The sequence below is a fragment of the uncultured Allobosea sp. genome (assembly GCF_945956895.1).
Taxonomy (GTDB): domain Bacteria; phylum Pseudomonadota; class Alphaproteobacteria; order Rhizobiales; family Beijerinckiaceae; genus Allobosea.
The window spans coordinates 1-19,135 of sequence record NZ_CAMFJF010000057.1 but is presented as its reverse complement, the minus strand read 5'-3'; the positions used below and the strand labels follow the sequence as shown (position 1 = coordinate 19,135).

General features: G+C 68.0%; 17 protein-coding genes. 2 read left to right on the top strand and 15 right to left on the bottom strand.

The features are described from left to right. Both Q0Q02_RS19615 and Q0Q02_RS19610 read left to right on the top strand, forming a co-directional pair. Positions 1-671, top strand: a 671-nt coding sequence (locus Q0Q02_RS19615; protein WP_293811934.1) for an ABC transporter permease, incomplete at its 5' end; no start/stop codon positions are given. Beyond that, complete coding sequence (locus tag Q0Q02_RS19610) at positions 668-1,372, top strand: triacylglycerol lipase (protein ID WP_293811932.1); 705 nt, start codon at positions 668-670, stop codon at positions 1,370-1,372. The genes Q0Q02_RS19615 and Q0Q02_RS19610, both read left to right, overlap by 4 nt. Positions 1,373-1,399: 27 nt before the next feature. Here the strand turns inward: Q0Q02_RS19610 and Q0Q02_RS19605 are convergent, their stop codons facing one another. The 15 genes from Q0Q02_RS19605 to Q0Q02_RS19535 form a co-directional block, all read right to left on the bottom strand. Then, on the bottom strand, positions 1,400-3,121 hold the full coding sequence (locus Q0Q02_RS19605) for an alpha/beta-hydrolase family protein (protein WP_293811936.1): 1,722 nt from the start codon (positions 3,119-3,121) through the stop codon (positions 1,400-1,402). Positions 3,122-3,255: 134 nt separating this feature from the next. Next, entirely contained in the window at positions 3,256-5,055 is a 1,800-nt protein-coding gene (locus Q0Q02_RS19600) for an SLC13 family permease (protein ID WP_293811930.1), read from the bottom strand. 18 nt (positions 5,056-5,073) lie between these two features. Then, on the bottom strand, positions 5,074-6,705 hold the full coding sequence (locus tag Q0Q02_RS19595) for a complex I subunit 5 family protein (RefSeq protein WP_293811928.1): 1,632 nt from the start codon (positions 6,703-6,705) through the stop codon (positions 5,074-5,076). Next, on the bottom strand, positions 6,705-8,225 hold the full coding sequence (locus Q0Q02_RS19590; protein WP_293811926.1) for a proton-conducting transporter membrane subunit: 1,521 nt from the start codon (positions 8,223-8,225) through the stop codon (positions 6,705-6,707). The genes Q0Q02_RS19595 and Q0Q02_RS19590 overlap by 1 nt, the downstream gene beginning before the upstream one ends. Beyond that, positions 8,222-8,524, bottom strand: a complete 303-nt coding sequence (locus tag Q0Q02_RS19585) for an NADH-quinone oxidoreductase subunit K (protein ID WP_293811924.1) — start codon at positions 8,522-8,524, stop codon at positions 8,222-8,224. The genes Q0Q02_RS19590 and Q0Q02_RS19585 overlap by 4 nt, the downstream gene beginning before the upstream one ends. Further along, positions 8,521-9,453: a hydrogenase subunit MbhD domain-containing protein gene (locus Q0Q02_RS19580; protein ID WP_293811922.1), complete on the bottom strand. Its 933-nt coding sequence runs from the start codon at positions 9,451-9,453 to the stop codon at positions 8,521-8,523. The genes Q0Q02_RS19585 and Q0Q02_RS19580 overlap by 4 nt, the downstream gene beginning before the upstream one ends. Next, a complete protein-coding gene (locus Q0Q02_RS19575) occupies positions 9,450-9,743 on the bottom strand; it encodes a monovalent cation/H(+) antiporter subunit G (protein WP_293811920.1) in 294 nt (97 codons plus the stop codon). The genes Q0Q02_RS19580 and Q0Q02_RS19575 overlap by 4 nt, the downstream gene beginning before the upstream one ends. Continuing rightward, positions 9,740-10,027 (bottom strand): MrpF/PhaF family protein, encoded by a 288-nt coding sequence (locus Q0Q02_RS19570; protein ID WP_293811918.1) that lies wholly within the window; start codon positions 10,025-10,027, stop codon positions 9,740-9,742. The genes Q0Q02_RS19575 and Q0Q02_RS19570 overlap by 4 nt, the downstream gene beginning before the upstream one ends. Continuing rightward, positions 10,020-10,529, bottom strand: a complete 510-nt coding sequence (locus Q0Q02_RS19565) for a Na+/H+ antiporter subunit E (RefSeq protein WP_293811916.1) — start codon at positions 10,527-10,529, stop codon at positions 10,020-10,022. Before Q0Q02_RS19565 ends, Q0Q02_RS19570 begins: the two co-directional genes overlap by 8 nt. Before the next feature lie 129 nt (positions 10,530-10,658). Further along, positions 10,659-11,717, bottom strand: coding sequence for an AI-2E family transporter (locus Q0Q02_RS19560; RefSeq protein ID WP_293811915.1), 1,059 nt, complete (start codon positions 11,715-11,717; stop codon positions 10,659-10,661). A 65-nt stretch (positions 11,718-11,782) separates the two neighbouring features. Continuing rightward, the gene (locus Q0Q02_RS19555) at positions 11,783-12,838 is read right to left on the bottom strand and encodes a patatin-like phospholipase family protein (RefSeq protein WP_293811913.1); all 1,056 of its coding nucleotides are present in this window, start codon (positions 12,836-12,838) and stop codon (positions 11,783-11,785) included. 162 nt (positions 12,839-13,000) lie between these two features. Continuing rightward, positions 13,001-13,510, bottom strand: coding sequence for a DUF1269 domain-containing protein (locus Q0Q02_RS19550; protein ID WP_293811911.1), 510 nt, complete (start codon positions 13,508-13,510; stop codon positions 13,001-13,003). 82 nt (positions 13,511-13,592) lie between these two features. Further along, on the bottom strand, positions 13,593-14,726 hold the full coding sequence (locus Q0Q02_RS19545; protein ID WP_293811909.1) for an efflux RND transporter periplasmic adaptor subunit: 1,134 nt from the start codon (positions 14,724-14,726) through the stop codon (positions 13,593-13,595). Beyond that, positions 14,726-17,803, bottom strand: a complete 3,078-nt coding sequence (locus Q0Q02_RS19540; protein WP_293811908.1) for an efflux RND transporter permease subunit — start codon at positions 17,801-17,803, stop codon at positions 14,726-14,728. Before Q0Q02_RS19540 ends, Q0Q02_RS19545 begins: the two co-directional genes overlap by 1 nt. Continuing rightward, on the bottom strand, positions 17,800-18,942 hold the full coding sequence (locus Q0Q02_RS19535) for an efflux RND transporter periplasmic adaptor subunit (RefSeq protein WP_293811907.1): 1,143 nt from the start codon (positions 18,940-18,942) through the stop codon (positions 17,800-17,802). Before Q0Q02_RS19535 ends, Q0Q02_RS19540 begins: the two co-directional genes overlap by 4 nt. Positions 18,943-19,135 lie beyond the last annotated feature (193 nt).

Here is a 19,135-nt window from a genome sequence, read left to right as displayed (position 1 = left end):
CGCACGGCTTCCTGCTCGATTTAGGCCTGTCCCTGACGATCGTCGCCCTGTCCCTGACGATCGTCGCCCTGTCCCTCGTGATAGGCGTCAGTGTGGGCATGCTCGCAGCCGAACTCGCCGGCCCGGCCGACCGGGCACTGACCTTCGTCATGGATGTGCTGACCTCCCTGCCCCAGATCGTCATCGCGCTCATCTTCGCGGCCCATCTCGGCGGCGGCTCGCTATCGCTGATCCTCGCCCTGTCGCTGACCGGCTGGGTCAAATACGCGCGCATCGCCCGTGCCACGGCCTTTTCGCTGCGCGAGCGCGAGTTCGTGACCGCCGCGCGCGTGGCCGGCGGCGGGCGGCTCTATGTCCTGCGATGCCATGTGCTGCCGCATCTGCTGCCGGTCTTCCCCGGGCTGGTCGCCCTCCAGTTCGGGCACAATATCCTCAACATCGCCGCGCTCGGCTTCCTCGGCGTCGGGGTCCAGCCGCCGGCTTCCGAATGGGGCGCGATGATCGCGGAGGCGCGGCCCTATTTTTCGCGGGCGCCGTGGCTTGCCATCGTGCCCGGCCTCTACCTGTTTGCGATGACGCTATTCGCGCTGATGATTGCCCGCAGCCGCTGGATTCGGGAGATGCCGGGGGCTTACAATCCGGGCACGCCCGCTACTGAAGCCCGATCATGAGCCAAGCCGAGACCGTCGTCGTTCTTCATGGCCTGGCGCGCAGCAAGGCCTCGCTTCTGCTGATCGAGAAGATCCTCGCGACCCTCGGCTACAACGTCGTCAACGAGACATACGACTCGACGGAATACGCGGTCGAAGACCTGCTCGACCATGTCGGGAACGCGGTCGGCGGCTGCGGCGATGCGCCGATCCATTTCGTCACGCATTCGATGGGCGGCATCCTGCTGCGAGCCTGGCTCAGGCGGAATCGGCCCGCCAATCTCGGGCGCGTCGTGATGCTGGCGCCGCCCAATCACGGCTCCGAACTGGTTGACGGCCTCGGCCGCCTGCCGGGCTTCGAATTCATCAACGGCCCGGCCGGCCTGCAACTCGGCACCGCGCCGGACAGCTTGCCAAATTCGCTTCCGAACGCCGATTACGAGCTCGGGATCATCGCCGGCAGCCTGTCGCTGAACCCGCTCCTCGCCCCGTTCTTCACCGGGCCGAACGACGGCAAGGTCTCGGTGGAGAGCACGAAGCTGGACGGCATGGCCGACCATATCGTCCTGCCCGTGACGCACACCTTCATGATGAACAACCCGCTGGTCGTCGCCCAGGTCGTGGCCTTCATCCGCACCGGGCGCTTCAATCATGGCCTGACGCTGTCCGAGCTCGCACAGGATGTCGCGACCTATCTTCAGGAGCGGGTGAGCCACTCCTGAAGTCACAGTCCGGCTTCGTTCGCCAGCTCAGCCGCCGCGGTTGTCATAGACGCCTTCATCCCCGTCCCGCTCGTCGCTGCCGCGCTGGGCCTTCTCCCAGAGATGGCGCTTGAGCGCAGCCTGCGCCTCCGGCGACCAGCTCCCGCCCCCGGCGACCGCAACCCAGGCATCGACATAGTGCTGCGGCGCATAGACATGTCCGTAGCCCATCGGCGTCCTGGTCGCGAAGGCCATGTCGACGAGGAGCTGTAGGCCGGTCACCACCGGATACCAGCGGAATTGCGGCGAGACATCGGGACCGCGCACCGGCTCGAGCCAGGCAGGTTTCCGGAAGAAACTGCGCGCTTCGAAGAAGGTCACCGCATCGCTGGCATATTGGAGATAGACGATCCGCATGACGCCCCAGGGGGCGGCGGACGGAACAGTCGGTCCGTTCTGGTTCATGAAGCGGACGGCGCGGCCGTCCCGATATTCTGGCAGCCAGACCGGGGAGCCGGGATTGCGCCGGTCGGTGATGTCACGCCAGAAGCGGTTGCCGAAAGGCGGGCCGCTCCACACCGCGCCGTCGATCGGATCCCCGATCAGCTCCAGCAATTCGATCGATCGTTCCGAATTCATCGATCCAAGGCTCAGGCCATGCAGATAAAGCCGTGGCCGCCCCTCCTTGGGCAGGCGCGTCCAGTAGCCATAGACCTCGCTGAACAGCGCGCGTGCCGCCTCCGAACCGTATTCGGGCTGCGCCAGCAGCGAGAGCGGGCTCGACAGATAGGAATATTGCAGGGCGACGCTGGCGACGTCGCCGTCGCCGAGATGCTCGATCGGGCTGATCGCCGAGGGATCGACCCAGCCGGTGCCCGTCGGCGTGATCACGACGAGGATCTTCCGCTCGAAGGCGCCCGAGCGCTTCATCTCCTCCAGCGCCAGGCGCGCGCGCGCCTGTGCCGTCCCGGCCGCGCGCAGCCCGACATAGGTGCGGATCGGCTGCATCGCCGGCCGGCCTGACAAGGCGGTGATATCGGCAGCGCTCGGGCGCGACGCCACGAACTCGCGGCCCGCACGCCCGAGTTCCCGCCACTTCACCAGCGAGGCCTGGCTCCCGGATTGACGTGGGTCCGTCGGCTGCGGACTGGCAGGTTCGATCAGGGCGTCGCGTTCGCGGAAGGAGGAATCCAGCACGCGAAAGCCGACGCGCACCAGGAAGCCGTTGGCGAGCGACCAGACCAGCACCGTCGTGACCGCGAGACCCGCGACGAGCGCCACCCGCCGCGGCATGAAGCCCAGCGGCCGTCGCGCCAGGAAGAGGGCCATCAGCCTGAACAGGCGCCCGAAGGCCAGCAGCGCTGCAAAGGTGACCAATGCGATCAGGCTGACCCGAAACGGATGAGCGCTCTCGATCGGCTCCATCGCCATCACGCGGCGGATGGAGTTCTGCCACTCCGCTGCGTTCGCCAGGAAGATGCCGGCGACCAGCAGGCAGATGCCGGCGACGATGATGTTGGCGATCCGGCGCAAGCGCTCGTTGGGTGCCGGCATCTCCAGATAGGCCCAGAGCCAGCGCCAGGCCGTGCCCAAGCCGTAGCCCGCAGCAAAGCAGACCCCGCCCAGAACGCCCTGTATCACGGCCGTGCGCGGCACCAGCGTCGGCGTGAGGGAGGCTGCGAACAGGAAGGTCCCGAGCGCGACCCCGATACCGGACAGGCCGCGGCTCCAGCGCAGTGGAAGAAGGAGGGCTCTCGCACTGAGGCTCATCATCGCACCTGCCGCCCGTCATGCCCGCCAAACGGGCTGCAATGTCGACCGATCGAGCAGCCCGCGGCCCCCCAGAGGCATCTCTGGCCGGAGCAGCGGGTTCGGACATTTGCCGGGCGGGCGCGAGGCGACATTCAAAAGCTCCAGACCATCGGAACGTAAAAGACTGAAATGGCGAAGAACCAGAGCATCAACGGCAGCCCGAGCTTCCAGTAGCTGTTGAAGCTGTAGCCGCCCGGGCCCATCACCATCATGTTGGTCGCGGTCGCGATCGGCGTCAGGAACGCGGCCGCGCCGGCGACGCACAGGCTCATCAGCACCGGGCGCGGCGAGACGCCCAGCCCCTCGGCCGCGGCCATCGCGACCGGGATGACCAGCATCGTCGTCGCGGTGTTGCTCATCACCTGGCCGAGCGCGGCGGTCAGGACGAAGAGGCCGGCCAGGAAGACGAGCGGCCCAGCCCCACCCGTCAGCGTCACGAGATGGGCGGCCACGACCTTGGCCGCGCCCGACTGCACCATCGCGGTCGAGAGCGGCATCATCGCCGCGATCAGGATCACCGTCGTCCAGTTGATCGCGCGATAGGCCTGCTCTGGCGTCATGATGCGGGCGAGGATGAGCGCACCGGCGCTGACGAGCCCCGCGACAGCCGGCGGCACGATCCCCGTCGCGAGCATCGCGACAAGGCTGCCCAGCACGGCAAGCGTGACGCCCGCGCCGGCTCCCATCGGCACCGCCTGGCGTCGGACGAGGTCTGGCGAATTGACCACGAGCACGTCGGGATCGTCGAGATGCAGGTCGAGCGCCTTCCAACTGCCTTCGAGCAGCAGGGTATCGCCTGCCCGCAAGGTCTCTCCCGGCTCGATATCGGCGCCGGCCCGCTGCACCGCCAGGACGACGAGATCGCCGCTATCGGTCACCATGCCGGGAAACAGGGCGCGCCCGATCATGGCGGAGCGCGGCGGGATCACCACCTCGGCGAGGCCCGAGCGTTCACTGAACAGTCCGGTCTGCTCGGCCTCGCCACGCAGGGCGAGGTGCTTTTCCGCCGCGAACCGGGCGACGGCCTCGGCATCACCGCGCACCAGCAGGTAATCGCCCTCGGCGATCACCGGCGCGCGCAACGGCGCCCCGGTTTCCCCGGCTTGCACCACGATCAGGCCGAGCCGCCCGTCCATCCCGAGATCGAGAGCAGACGGGGCCATGCCGATGTAGTCGCAGCTGGAACGTACACGCAGCCTGAAGATGCCGTCGCGCAGCCCGTAATGCTCGACCAGCGTCTGGGCATGCCGGCTGAAATCGGCCGGCAGGCGCGCGCTGCTCTGCAAGGGCAGGAGCCTCTTTCCCAGCAGCAGGATGATCACGATCGTCCCCGCCAGCAACGGCAGGCCGACAAGGGCGAACTCCGCGAAGGCGAAGCCCTTCAGCCCGGCATCCTCCAGCGCCTCGGAAACGAGAATGTTCTTGGGCGCGCCCGTCAGCAACAGGTTGGAACCGGCATGCGATGCGAAGGCGAGCGGCATCAGGAGCTGAGAAGGTGATTGCCGCAGCCGCACCGCGGCCATCACCGCCACCGGCATCAACGCGGCGATCGCGCCGCTGCCGGTAATCAGTGCGCTAAGCGCGCCGGCCGCCGCCGTCATGATGATCAGCAGGCGCGCCAGCCCGTTGCTGCCGGCCCTGGCGATCAGGTACTGGCCTGCCCAGGCCGTGACGCCGGTCTTTTCCAGGGCGGCGCTGACGATGAAGAGGCTGGCGACGAAAAGTGTCGCGCGATCGCCGAAGCCGGCAAAGGCCTGGTCCAGCGTCACCACGCCCGTGGCCCAAAGAGCCAGCGCCGCCCCCATCGCGACCACGACGACCGGCAGCCTGTTCCAGCAGAACAGCACGATCGTGATGACGATGACGAGGGCGGTGCTTGCGATCGGCGTCATGTCGGGCCTTCGGCTTCGTCAGGCCCGGAGCATCAAAGCCCCGCCGAGCAGAATGGCAAGGGCGATCAGCCCGAGCCCAGCCGCCGGCCAGCGCCTGAGATGCACGTCGATCTCCCCGATCCGGTTTGAGAGGCTCCGCATCAAGGGTTGCCCCGTCTGCGCCAGGACGACGATATCCCCTTCGGGAATCATGCCCAAACGCCCAGGCCAACGCTGGACCAGCAGCATCGCCCCGGCACCGAGCAGCAACGGCCAGCCCACCTTCCAGAGCGCGTCGGGCGTGACCAAGGAAGCCGCAGGTTCCCCGGCGACCGCCGGATAGAGCGACCAGGGAATGACGAGCGATGCGGCCGTCACGACCAGCCAGGGCATGAACTGGCCGAGCAGCGGCGAGGTGGCAGCGTCCTCGGCCGCATAATGGCGCAGGATCAGCAGGAGATGGAGCATCAGCAGGGTGCTGCCCGCGCCGGCCAGCGTCATTGCGCCGGCCAGCCAGCCGTAACCAAGCAGCGGCTTGGTCGCGAGCTTGGCGAGAGCACCGCTGGTCAGCGGCATGCCGCCGAGACTCAGCGCGAGCACGCCCATCAGCAGGAACACCAGCCGGAAGCGGCGCCCGCCGGTCACGGCGAGGATGCCGACACCAAGGAAGAGCGCGCCCTTCACCAGCGTGTGGTGGACGGCATAATAGGCCGCCAGATGTGCAGCTTCGGGATCGGCATTGGCGAGGCCCACGCCGAGCAGCACCGCCAACAGCCCCATCTGGCTCACCGTCGAATAGGCCAGAATCGTCTTGGCACGCTTCTGGGTCACGCCGACGAGCACGCCATAATAGGCTGTTATGACACCCACCCCGATGAGGACGCTGCCCCAGAACGGCGCCCCGGCCTCGAAGGGCAGGAAGCGGATCAGCCCGATCACGCCGGCCTTGACCACGACGCCGCTCAGCACCGCCGAAGCCGGCGTCGGCGCGGCCGGGTGCGCCAGCGGCAGCCAGACATGCAGCGGTACCAGCCCCATCTTGAGCGCGAAGCCGAGGATGAACAGGACGACGATACCGTCGCGCATCGGGGATGCCGCAAGATCCATAACGACGCTGCGGATCAGCGGATTGGCGTCGGGATGGCCTGCCGCCAGCATGACCAGCGCGATCAGCAGCAGCGCCTCGGCCGCGAGCGCGAGCGCGACATAGATCACGCCGGCCCGATGGGCGGGCGGGCTCTGCTCATGGATGATCAGGCCGTAGGCGGCGAGGCTCGCCAGCGTGAAGAGCAGGTAGAAATTCACGACGTCGCCGACGACGAAGAGGCCGAGGCTGCCCGTCAGCGTCAGGAACCACCACACAGTGAAACGTTGCCTGCCGGGGTCGCGGGCCATGAGCGAGGCGGCATAGGCGCCGGCTGCGCTCCACAGCAGCGCCGCGCCCGCGAGCAGGATCGCGCCGGGCTCGTCGAGCACCAGCGTCAAGCGGAAGGGCGGCGGGAAGATAGCGAAGCCGCCCTTCGGCACGAGGATCGCGGCTGCGAGCGCCGGCAGGGGAGCGAGGACCAGCAGTGCCAAGGCCCGCGCCCTGAACCAGTTCGACAGGCAGCACAGCGCGAGGCTCAGAGGAAACAGCGGCACGGCGGCGAGGAGGAAGGCGGGAGCGCTCATCACAGCCCCGCCATCGCAAGGCCGCTGCGGCCGATCTGCAGGAAGCCGAAAGGACGCAGTGGTACGAAGCCGAGCAGCACGGCGGCGATCGCCAGAGCAAGCGCCGTCAACTCGAGGCGTCGCGGCACGCCTGCACGCGACGGAAGCGGGCTGGCCGAGACGGCGAGCGCCTTGTCGATGATGCGGAAGACATAACCACCGGCAAGAAGCCCGCCGAGCAGGATCGTCACCGCGAGCCAGGGATAACCCTCGATGACGGCCGCGGTCAGGAGCAGGCATTTCGCGACGAAGCCGCCGCTCGGCGGAACGCCCATCAACGACAATCCGGCCAACCCGAAGGCCGTCGCGCTGATCGGCAGCGCCCGGCCGAAGCCGCCGAGATCGGCGATGCGGTCATGACCGTAGACCTTGATGACGATGCCGGCCGCCAGGAACATCGCGGATTTGGCAAGCGCGTGCGAGATTAATTGAAGCGCGCCGCCGGTCCAGGCGATCGTCTCCCAGGGCGAAGTGCCGGCTCCGCCGGCCGCGAGCGGGAAGACGATGAAGAGATAGCCGATCTGCGCGACCGTCGAATAGGCGATCATCAGCTTCAACCGTGCCTGACGGAGCGCCATGACGCTGCAGAACAGGATCGAGGCTGCGCCGAGCACGGCGAGCAACTGACCGGCGAGAAATGCCACCTGCCCCGGAGCGACGTCGAGCACCAGCCGCAGGATCAGGAAGATCGGCGCCTTGATCACCAGCGCCGAGAGCACAGCGCTGGCCTGGGCCGGCGCCCCGGCATGGGCCGGCGGCAGCCACAGATGCAGCGGGAACAGCGCCGCCTTGGCCAGAAGCCCGACGATCATCAGCGCCAGCGCCACCGACAGCGCCGGATCGGGCCGGCTCAGGCGCGCCAGCGCCAGCAGGTCGAGCGTGCCGTACTGGCCGTAGATCAGCCCGACGCCGAGCAGATAGAGCAGCGAGCCGATCAGCGCGAACAGCAGGTAGCGCAGCGCCGCATTCGCGGTCTCCGCCCGGCCGTCGAGACAGACCAGCGGCACCGCGGCGAAGGTCAGGAGTTCCAGCGCGACATAGAGATTGAACAGGTCCTCGCCGACGAAGACGATGTTCAGCGCGCTCCAGAGCGCAAGCAGCATCTGCCAGAAGGTCGTCCGCTCCCGCTCGCTGCCGCCCCCCTCGCGCAGCCCGTACTGGACACGCGCGAACAGCCCGACCGCAACCACGACCAGCGCCGTCATGACCAGCATCGCCCCCGACAGGCCGTCCGCCCGCAGCGCGATCCCCAGCGGCGGGCGCCAGGCGCCGACCACATAGGTCAAAGCCGCCCCGCTCCACACCAGCTCGACGGTGATCGCCACGGCAACGGCGAGCCCGGCCGCAAGCGTCGCCATCGCGATCCGCGCCGCGCTGCGTGGGCCGCAAGCGAGAATTGCCAGCACGGCGCAGACCGGCAGGATCACGGCCAGGACCAGCAGGAAGCCGCCCGGCGTGGTGGCATGGAGGGCCGCGGTCACGCGTCGCTCCGCGGCTCGGCGAGACGCTTCAGCAGGGCGACGGCCAGCGCGCTCGCCGAGAAGGCGACGACGATGCCGGTGATCACCAGCGCCTGCGGCACCGGATCGGCCTCGAAGCCGGCACCGGCACCGCGTCGGGCGACGGCACCGAAGACGAGGAAGATGCCGGCGCCGAGGATATTGCAGCCGACGATCCGCCTGAGCAGGCCCGGAGAGCTGACGACGGCGAAGAGGCCGATGCCGACGAGCGCCGCACCGCACAGGCCGAACAGGACGCTGGGTTGCAATGCTACCGTCATCGCGTCGGCGCCCTACGGGCAGGGCCTGCGACCAGCATGGCGAGCGCCGCCGCGACGGACAGGGTCAGGGCCGCCTCGATCGCCAGGATCAGCGGCTTCGCCAGCGCCTTCGGATAGGCGAGGAAACCATCGGCGAAGGCGAAGCCGAGAAAGGCGATCGCCAGGAACAGGATAGGCCCGCCCGCAAGAGCGAGCCGCAACGGAAGGCCCGCCGTCTCGGGCGGCGAGCGCAAGCCAGCCAGCATCACCAGGAGCCACATCGCCGCCAGCACGGTCCCGGCCTGGAAAGTGCCGCCCGGCGCATCGGCCCCGACCCAGAACATGTAGACGCCGATCACCACGCCGAAAGGCGGCAGGATGCGCGCGAGATAGGCGAGCGGCTGCGGGATCTCGCCGGACCTCACCGCAGGGACACCACCCCAGGCAGCGTCAGGCGCCAGCGACCAGACGCCGATCAGCGCAAGCAGCACCACGACCTTTTCCAGAAGCGTGTCGAGCGCGCGATAGGCCAGCAGCACGGCAGTGACGGGATTGCCCAGCCCTGTCGCGGAAAGCCCTTCCGCCGCAGCCGGCGCGAGCGTGGGGGCAGGCGATGCGAAACTCAGCACGGCGAGGCCGAGCCCGGCGGAAATGGCGGCGCAACCGACGGCGATCGCGAGCTTGCCGGGGCGCGTGACCGACTCCTCATGCTTGCCACGCCCACGGACGGCAGCCTCGGCCCGCAGCAGCAGGATCCCCGTCCCGCCACCGCCGATGGCGATCTCGGTCAGCGCGACATCGGGCGCCGCGAGCCGGATCCAAGCCAGCCCGAGCAACAGTCCGAAGGCGAGGAAGGCGATGATCGCGCTGCGCTCGTCCGGCTCCCTGACGACATGGACCGCGAGCGTCAGCAGTCCGGCGACGAGCGCGATATCGAAGAGCAACATCATCGATCGGCTCTGTCGCGATGGACGGCACGCGCGAGCAACTGGCTCGCCGTCGCCGCCGAAAGCTGCGCCAGCAGCCAGATGCAGAGCAGCTTCAGCCCGCCCGCAAGGCTCGCCATCTGCGGCAGCAGGCCGAGCACGATCAGCCCGAGCCCGAGATTGTCGGCCTTGCTGATCGCATGCAGCCGGCTCAACGTATCGGGAAAGCGCAACAAGCCGAGCGCGCCTGCGAGGAACAGCAGCGCGCCCGCGCTCACCAGAACGATGGTGGCGATATCGGCGAGGCCGCTCATGGCTGCTCCTTCGCCGGATCGGTTTCAGCGGCCGGTTCGGCCATGCCGAGCGCGAAGGCCACGCAGGCGAATGCCGCGAACAGGGTAAGCAGCAGCGCGACATCGATCACCGCGGGAGAGCCGGAAGCCGCTCCCAGCAGCAGGAGCACTGCGGTGCCGCCGGTCCCGAGCAATTGCAGCGCCATCATCCGCTCGGCCAGGACGCGGGAGCGGAGCACGCGCAGCAGCGCAAGTAGCGTGATCGCCAGGATGAGGAAGGCCGCTGCGGCCAGAATGTCAGCCATCGCGCCGCTCCGCCCCGAAGATACGGCAGAAGGCGAGCTCGTCGGCGGCCACCTGCTCCGCGATGGGCTCGCGCAGATCGAGGCAATGGATCAACAGCGTCCCGTCGACCGAAACGTCAACGGGCAGCTTGCCCGGCTGCAGGCTCATCACGGCACAAGCGGAATCCCGCGCCAGGCCACCGGAAACGGTCGAAAGGCAGGTCGCGAAACCCGGCCGCAGGTCGGGATCGCGCGCGAAGGCTCGCCGCGCCACGTCGACGCCAGCGACCACGGATTGCGGCAGGAAGCGAAGCAAAAAACGGATGAATCCCCCGAGCGAAAGCCGTCCGCCCGCCGGCCACAGCGCCGTGCTGACCCAGACTCCGGCAGCGCTTGCGGCAATCCCGACCGGCAAGTCCTTCAACGCAGGACCCATCAGGACCGCCCATAGCGCCAGCAGGCACAGCCCCCGGACGAGGAGCGTCGGAAACCGCCTGTCATCGGCCGCGGCCGCCCCACCCATCGCTTCCGCCCGCCTCCGGTCGATGCCCTGCCCATTCTCTGGCGCAGGGTAGCCACCGCCAGAACAGGCAGCATCAGCCGGGCGTCTCACCGCTGTGCGCCACGTCCCATTCTCCCCGGGCATGCCCGGTCAGGCAGCGTCGCCGGAACCACTCGCAACGCTTCCCTCCTTCGGCACCGCGCCGATCATCTCCGCCAGCCAGCGGCTCGACGGGTGCAGGGCGCAGAAGGTGATGAGGGCGATCGTGATGGGGACGCCGATGAAGGCGCCGAACACGCCCCAGAGATAGCTCCAGAAGAAGACCGAGAACAGAACGATCGGCGGCGAGATCGAGAGCGCGCTGCCGGCGACCCGGGGCTCGATATAGCTGCCGACGATGAACTGGATCAGGTTCAGGCAGGCAAAGACCGCGATGACCGCCTGCCAGGAACCGAACTGCGTCATCGCGAACAGGGTCGGGAAGACGGTCGCGACGAGCGGACCCATGAAGGGAACGTAGTTCAGCAGAAAGGCAATGAAGCCCCATTCCTCCGCCAGCGGCAGGCCGACCGTCCTGGCGAAGACCCAGACCAGCAGGCCGGTGATGACGCTCATCGCCGTGCGGACCAGCATGTAGCGGCGGATCTTGGCGGCCGTCGCGATGCTGCCGCGCAGGATCAATTCCGCCATCTCGCGATTGCGCATCACCTTGAGCCTGCGGCCGAAATCCTCGACCTCGAGCAGGCCGAGCAGCACATAGACCAGCACCACCAGCCAGAAGCTCATCGTGCTGTTCAGCCGGCCGCTCACGGTCTGGACGGCGCGCAGAACCCAGGTGGAGCTGAAATTCTCCGACCACAGCGCCGCAACGGCGATGCCGTGCCCTTCGAGCCAGAGCGTGACCTGCTCGTAGAAGGCCTGGAAGCGCGCCGCATCGCTGACGATCCAGCGGCCGACCCGGCCGAAGGCCCAGACGATCAGCGAGCCGAAGGCGACGAAGGCGACGACCATGACCGTCAGGCTCAGCGCTAGCGCCAGCAGCCGCGGTAGCGCGCCCTGCAAAGCCTTCTGCAAGGGCCAGACCAGCGCGATGATGAACAGCGCGAAGGCGACCGGCGCGAAGACCGAGCTCGCGATCGAAAGCGCGACCACGAACAGGATCACGGCGATGATGACCTGCGCGGCGTGGGAAGTCTTGCCGCTCGTCATGGGCCAGTCCAGCTCCGAACATGAGGCCGCGTCGAAGCGGCGGATTTCTTCAGCACAGGCAAGCGTCAGACCCCCTTGGTGAATTCGTCGAGATCGAGCGTCGAATGTTTCCCGATCTCGTCGCGATGCGCCCGGTAGAAGGCTTCGGCGGAACGCCTGCCCTCGTCATGGAGCATTGTGAAGAATTCCCATTCGGCATTGAGCTTCGAGGAATAGCCGAGCTCGATCATGGCGTCGCTGGTGATGCGATGGAGGCGCATGCGCGCCCAGCGGGCGCCCTCGCCGGTGCCGGAAAGCGCCTCGCGCTGCAGGAGCGCCATCATCCGCAGCTCCTTCAGTAAAACCGCGTTGAAGGACACCTCGTTGAGGCGGTTCAGGATGTCCCGCGCCATCCGCGGCGTGCCCGGCCGCTCGACGGGGTTGATCTGGACAAGGATGGTGTCGCTGGCCGTACTCTCCTCGATCAGCGGCGTCATCGTCGGGTTGCCGGAGTAACCGCCATCCCAATAACTTTCGCCGTCGATCTCGACCGCCTGGAACAGCGTCGGCAGGCAGGCCGAGGCGAGCAACACCTGCGGCGTGATCTCACCGTTCCGGAAGATGCGGTTGCGCCCTGTTCTGACATTCGTCGCGGAAATGAAGAGCTTGATCGATCCCCTCGCAATGGCGTCGTAGTCGATCACTTCGGCGAGGATGTCCGTCAGCGGATTCGTGCCCGCCGGGTTGAGGGTATAGGGCGAGACGACGCGGGACATCATGTCCATCGCCACGAAGAGAGGGGACGTGTCGAGTGTCCACCGGCCGAGCAACACATCGAGCGGCGAGCGCTGGAACGGGCTGAAGCGCGCCGCCTCCGAAACCTTCTGCCAGTAGCGGTCCAGCGCATCCCGGGCGCCTTCGCGCCCGCCGACGGCATAGCCGGAGGCCAGCACGGCGGCATTCATCGCGCCAGCCGAGGTGCCTGAGATCGCCTCGATCGTCAGCCAGTCCTCTTCGAGAATCCGGCTCAGCACGCCCCAGGTGAAGGCGCCGTGTGCGCCACCGCCTTGCAAGGCGAGATCGATATTGAGCGGCGCCCGCGAACTGTCGGCACGGGGCGAAGCGGCAGGCCTCTTGCTCACCGTAATACCTCTCTGATCGACGAAACCCGCCGCCTCGCCAGAGCATTTTCGAGCGAAGTGGACCCCGGTTCGCGTGAAGAAAATGCGTCCAACAAGTTGCTGGAGCAGTCCCGCAGTTCGGAGAATTGCGGGACTGCGCTAGCGACAGGCTTCGGTCGCAGCTTACACCTTCGGGGTTTCGGTCTCCGCCGCGGCCGAGAGCGCCGCACGCAGCTGCGCTTCCTTGGTCTCGTCGAAGGAGGTCTGCATCAGCGTGCCGCCCACGCCCTTGAGATCCGCGAGAACCTTGTCGGTCGTCATCTTGCGGATGAGCAGGAACAGGCCCGCGGTGTTCGGTTGCAGGGCCGAAGCGGCGTCCTTCATGAACTGGTCGTTGATGCCGACATCGCTGAGCTTGCCGCCGAGCGCGCCGGAAGCGGCGCCGAGCGCCGTGCCGATCAGTGGATTCAGGAAGATGAAGCCGATCAGGGTGCCCCACAGCGCGCCGGAAGCAGCGCCCGTCGCGGTCAGGTTGATCATCTGGTTGAGCTTCACATGGCCTTTGTCATCCTTGACGACGACAACGGCGTCGCCCAGCTCGATCAGATATTCGCGCTGCAGCGACAGGACCTTCTGGCGGACCTCCTCCGCCTTCTGTTCGGTCGGGAAGGCGATGAAGACGAGATCGCTCATGTCGATGACTCCGTGCTTGAACAGTGAGAAAAGCCGGCGGCCGGGCGAGCTCCTGTTCGGGGAAGGCTCGCGTCAGCCCCGTTCAGGGCCGTTGCGGCGGCGCCGCGGCGGATTGTGTTTCCGGCAATGGCCGGACGCGCTGGCCCGGATGCAGGGCCTGCGTGCCGGCCGAGACGATCATCTCGCCGGGCGCCAGTCCCTGGGAGAGGATCACCTTGCCGGCGTCGAAGCGCAGCACGTCGATATCGCGCAGCGAAACCGTGGTCTTGGCGGGATCGACGACCCAGACCGCGGGCGAATGGCCCTGCTGGGTCAGCGCGCTTGCAGGGATAGCGATGATCGCCGCGGTCGAGATTTCGATAGTGCCGACGACGGTGGAGCCGAGCCTCATCGCCTCCGGCGGGTCCTGCAACCCGACCCGGACGGCGAAGGTCCGCGTCACCGGATCGGCTTGCGGCGCGACCTCGCGGACCGAGCCATAGGCCACGACAGTGGGCGCATCGGCCAGCGCGACGCGGATCTTCGCATCGGCGAAGCGTGGGTCGAGCAAGGCGGCCGGCACGTTGAAGACGGCGTCGCGGCTGTCGTCGCGGGCGATCTGGACGAGGACCTGGCCGGGCTGAACCACCTCGCCGGGCTCGACCTGCCGGACGGTCACGATGCCGGCGACATCCGCGCGCAATTCGGTGAAGCCGAGTCGGTCCCGGGCGAGCTCGACCTGCGCTTCCGCGTTCTCCAGCGCGGCCTGCGCGGTTTCCTGCGCGCGCCTCGCCTGATCGTAGCGCGGCCTTGTGGTGAAACCCTGCGCCATCAGGCGCTCCTGCCGCTCATAGGTGCTGCGCGCCGTGCTGACCTCGCCGCGCGCCGCCTCCAGCGCGGCCCTCGCCGCCGTCAGCGCATTCTGCTCCAGCGCCGGCTCCAGGCGGGCGATGACCTGCCCTGCCTTGACCCGGTCGCCGACATTGACCGGGCGCTCGAGGACGCGTCCACCAATGCGGAAGGCAAGCCCGACATCCTTCTTGGCCTGGATCTCGCCGCTGAGCTGGACATCGTCGGAGAACTGGCCGGCCGCAACGGTGACGACGCCGACCGGCCGCGCCTCCGCCGGCGGGGCCTGTTCGCTACGACAGGAGACGAGCGCCGCCGCCAGCAGCGGGACGGCAACCGCCCGGCCGAGCATCGTCATCGGAAGCCGTTTCATCGCGTTCGCGCTCATCACAGGGAGCCTCCCGCGCTGGCCGGCCGCTTCGCATCGGTGCGCGCGCTCGCAGCACCGAAGACAGTGACATAGAGGACCGGCAGCAGCACCAGAGTCAGCACCGTCGCAACCAGGAGGCCGCCCATGATCGCGAAGGCCATCGGCCCCCAGAACACGGTCGGCGCGATCGGGATCATGCCGAGCACGGTCGAGATCGCGGTCAGGACGATCGGCCGGAAGCGCGTGCCGGCGGCATCGACGGCGGCCTCGACGACGCCCTTGCCGGTCGCCCGCTCGTCCTCGATCTGTCCGACCAGGATCACCGCGTTCTTGGTGATGATGCCGATCAGCGCGAGGATGCCGAGCAGCGCGACGAAGCCCAGCGGCTTGCCCGAGAGCAGCAGCGCTCCCACGACGCCGATCAGGCCCAGCGGCGCGATGCTGAGCACGATCGCGAACAGCCTGAAGCTCCGAAGCTGCGCCATCAGCACCGTGAACATGATCAGCAGCATCACCGGCAGCACGGCGATGACCGAGGCCTGCGACTTGGCGCTTTCCTCGACCGAGCCGCCGACGGCGATGTCGTAGCCGGCCGGCAAGGTCTTGCGCAGCGCGTCGATCGAGGGCTGCAGCGCGTTGACGACCGCATCCGGCAGGACGCCCGGCGTCACATCGGCTGCGACCGTCAGGTTCGGCACGCGGTCGCGGCGCCAGATCAGCGGCGTGTCGAGCCCGTAGCTGAAGCTCACGAATTGCGAGACCGGCACCGAGCGGCCGCTCGGCAGCGCCACCTGCATGCTGCGCAGCGTGTCGAGCGAGACACGCTCGGCATCCTGCGCCCGGACGACGACATCGACCAGATAGATGGAGTCGCGCACCTGCGTCACGACGGTGCCGGAGACGACCGTGTTCACGATCGCGGCGACGGCAGCGGAGCTCAGGCCGAGCCGCCGCGCCTCGTCCTGGTCGACACGCAAGCGCAATTCCCGCGACGGCTCGATCCAGTCGAAATTGATCTGGCGGGCATTGGGGTTGGCCGCCACGATCTGCGCCAGCCGGAAGGCAATGGAGCGCACCTCTGCCGTGTCGGGACCGCTCACGCGATACTGCACCGGCCAGCCGACCGGCGGGCCGAGCTCGAGCGGCGAGACGCGCGCGACCACGTTCGGGAAGTCCTTGGCGAGCAGGGCTTCGAGCTTCTTCTGCAGCCGCTCCCGCGCCGCCACGTCCTTGGCAACGATCACGGCCTGGCTGAAGAAATCATTCGGCAGCCGGGCGTCGAGCGGCAGGTAGAAGCGGATCGCGCCGCGGCCGATATAGGTGCTCCAGCGCTCAACATCCGCGTCGCCCTTCAGCGAGGCTTCGAAGCGGTTGACGAGATCCTCGCTCGCATAGATCGAGGCGTTCTGCGGCAAGGTGAGGTCGACGAGCAGTTCCGGCCGGTCCGAGGCCGGGAAGAACTGCCGCGGTACCAGCGGCAGGGCCAGGATCGAGGCCGCGAACAGGCCGAGCGTCACTGCGATCGTCATCCAGCGCAGCTTGATCGCCCGCGACAGGAACGAACGGAAGCCCCGCTCGACCCGGCCCGGCTCCTTGCTCTGCGCCGCGGCATCGGGCGCCTTCAGCATGGCGACGCCGAGCACCGGCGCGAACAGGACGGCGACGAACCAGGAGACGACCAGCGCGATCGTCACCACCGCGAAGAGCGAGAAGGTGTATTCGCCCGCCGAGCTCGCGGCGAAACCGATCGGCACGAAGCCGGCGATCGTCACCAGCGTGCCGGCCAGCATCGCGGTCGCGTATTTCTCGAAGGCGAAGGTCGCCGCCTTCAGCTTCTCCTCGCCGGCGGCGAGCCGCGTGACCATGGCGTCGGTCGTGGTCATCGCATCGTCGACGAGGAGGGCCAGCGCGATGATCAGAGCGCCGAGCGAGATGCGCTGCATGTCGATGCCCGCGACCAGCATGCAGGCGAAGACGATGGCGAGCGTCAGCGGGATCGCGAGCGCGACGACGAGACCCGGCCGCACGCCCAGGCTGATGAAGCTGACGACAAGGATGATGCCGACGGCCTGCCAGAGCGACATCATGAAATCGTCGATCGCATGCGAGACCGTCACGGCCTGATCGGCCACGAGATGGGGCTCGATGCCGATGGGAAGACCTGCGGTGACCTCGGCCATCGCCTTCTTGATGTTGCGGCCGAGCGCCAGGATGTCGCCGCCTTCGCGCATGGCGATGCCGAGCCCGATCGAGTCTTGGCCGTTGACGCGGAACATCGGCGTCGGCGGATCGGCCTGACCGCGCCTGACAGTCGCGATATCGGCGAGCCGCACCATCCGGTCGCCGACCGGGAAATTGATGTTCAGGAGGTCGGTTTCCGACTGAAAGGCGCCGGAGACACGCACCGAGAATTTCTCGTCCTGCGTCTGGATCTCGCCCGCCGGCCGGACCACGTTCTGCGCCTGGAGGGCGGCGAGCAGCCCGCTGCGGTCGAGCCCCAGATTAGCGAGTTCCCGCACCGAGAATTCGATGAAGATGCGCTCGTCCTGCGCGCCGATGATCTCGATCTTCGAGACGTCGGGCACGAGCAGCAATCGCGACCGGATGGCCTCGACATGGTCGCGCAGTTCGCGACTGGTGAAGCCGTCCGAGGTGAAGCCGTAGATGATGCCGAAGGTGTCGCCGAAGCGGTCGTTGAAGAAGGGCCCCAGCGTGCCGGCCGGCAACGTGTGCCGCATGTCCGCGATCAGGTTGCGCACCCTGTACCAGGTGTCCTGCACCTGTCGGCCGGGCACGTCGCCCTTGAGGTTGACGAAGATCGTCGTGACGCCCGGCCTGGTGAAGCTGCGCACGCTGTCGAGGCCCGGCGTCTCCTCGATCTGCCGCTCCAGCCGCTCGGTCACCTGGCTCAACGTCTCATCCATGCTGGCGCCGGGCCAGATGGCGGAGACCACCATGGTCTTGATGACGAAGGCCGGGTCCTCGTTACGCCCCAGCCTGATGAAGGCGAAAACGCCAGCGACGACCGCCACCACCATGAGATAGATAACGACCGAGCGGCTCTTCAGCGCCCATTCCGACAGGTTGAAGCTCATCGCGTCTCGGCTCCGATCAGGCGCACCTGCTGGCCTTCGCGCAGAAGCCCGGCACCGGCGGTGACGACGATGTCGCCGACGTCCAATCCCTTGGAAATACTGGCGGTGGCCGGATCGGCATTCGCCACCTCCAGCCTGCGCAGCGCAACGGTCAGGGTTTTCGGGTCGACCACCCAGGCGCCCAGCTTCTGGTCGCGCTGCGTCAGCGCCGTCGCGGGGATGGCGATTCCGCCCGCCCCCTCGGCGCGCACCGCCCCCGAAACCGCGGCGCCCAGCCGGAAGGCCGGCGCCGGGTCGGCGAGGCCGACCCGGATCCTGAAGGTCCGCGTGACCGGGTCGGCCTGCGGCGCGATCTCTCGCACCCGTCCGGCCGCTTCAGCGCCTGTTTCCCCGTTCAGCGTAACCCGCACCGGCAGCCCCGGTACCAGGCGGCGGACCAGATCTGCCGGAATCTCGAACACCGCATCACGGCCGTCGCGGCGCGCGAGCTGCACGATCATCCGGCCGGCGGCGACGACTTCGGCCGGCTCGGCGCCCACGCGGGTCACGATGCCCGGAGCATCGGCCTTGAGCGTCGTGAAACCGACGAGGTCCTCGGCCGACCGGACACGCGCCTGCGCGACCTCGACCTGCGCGCGCGCGGCGGTGCGCGCCTGCCTCGCCATATCGAAGTCGGCCTGCGTCGTGATATGCCGCTCGAGCAGATGACTCTGTCGCTGGAACTGGTTTTCCGCCTTGCGCAGGTCACCCTGGGCAGCGGCGAGCCCGGCCTGGGCCGAACGCAGGTCGTTGAGCTCGTTCTCCGGATCGAGCCGGGCGACGACCTCGCCCTCGCGCACATTGGCGCCGACACCGACGAGACGCTCGGCCAGGCGGCCACCGATCCGGAATGCCAGCGAAGCCTGGTCTTGCGCCTCGACATGGCCGGTGAAGGTGATATCGGGCGCCTGGCGGGCCGGCTCGACCGTCATCGTCCGTACCAGACGCACGGGCAGTGGCGGCTCCTTCTCCTCGCCATTGCAGGAGGCGACGGCAAGCGCGATGGCCAGCATGGCAAGAAGGCCGCCCGGACGACGCATCGCGCCCGTTCTCCCGCGATTGCCGCTGCCAGCCGCCAGCCGCGCGTCCAGGCGCCGCAAGCCCTGCCTCTGCATCGAACTCCATCCCCCGACGACCGTGGTTCCACAGGTTCGCGGGGCGCGTTTTGCACCCGCGAAATCGAGTGAACGCTAGCAATACCGGCAGGGGCGCGGATCAGCTCAGAATCCCAACTCTGGGCTAGGCCTCGTGGACAAAGCTTGACCTGAGACACGCGGATTGATTCAAGGCTTC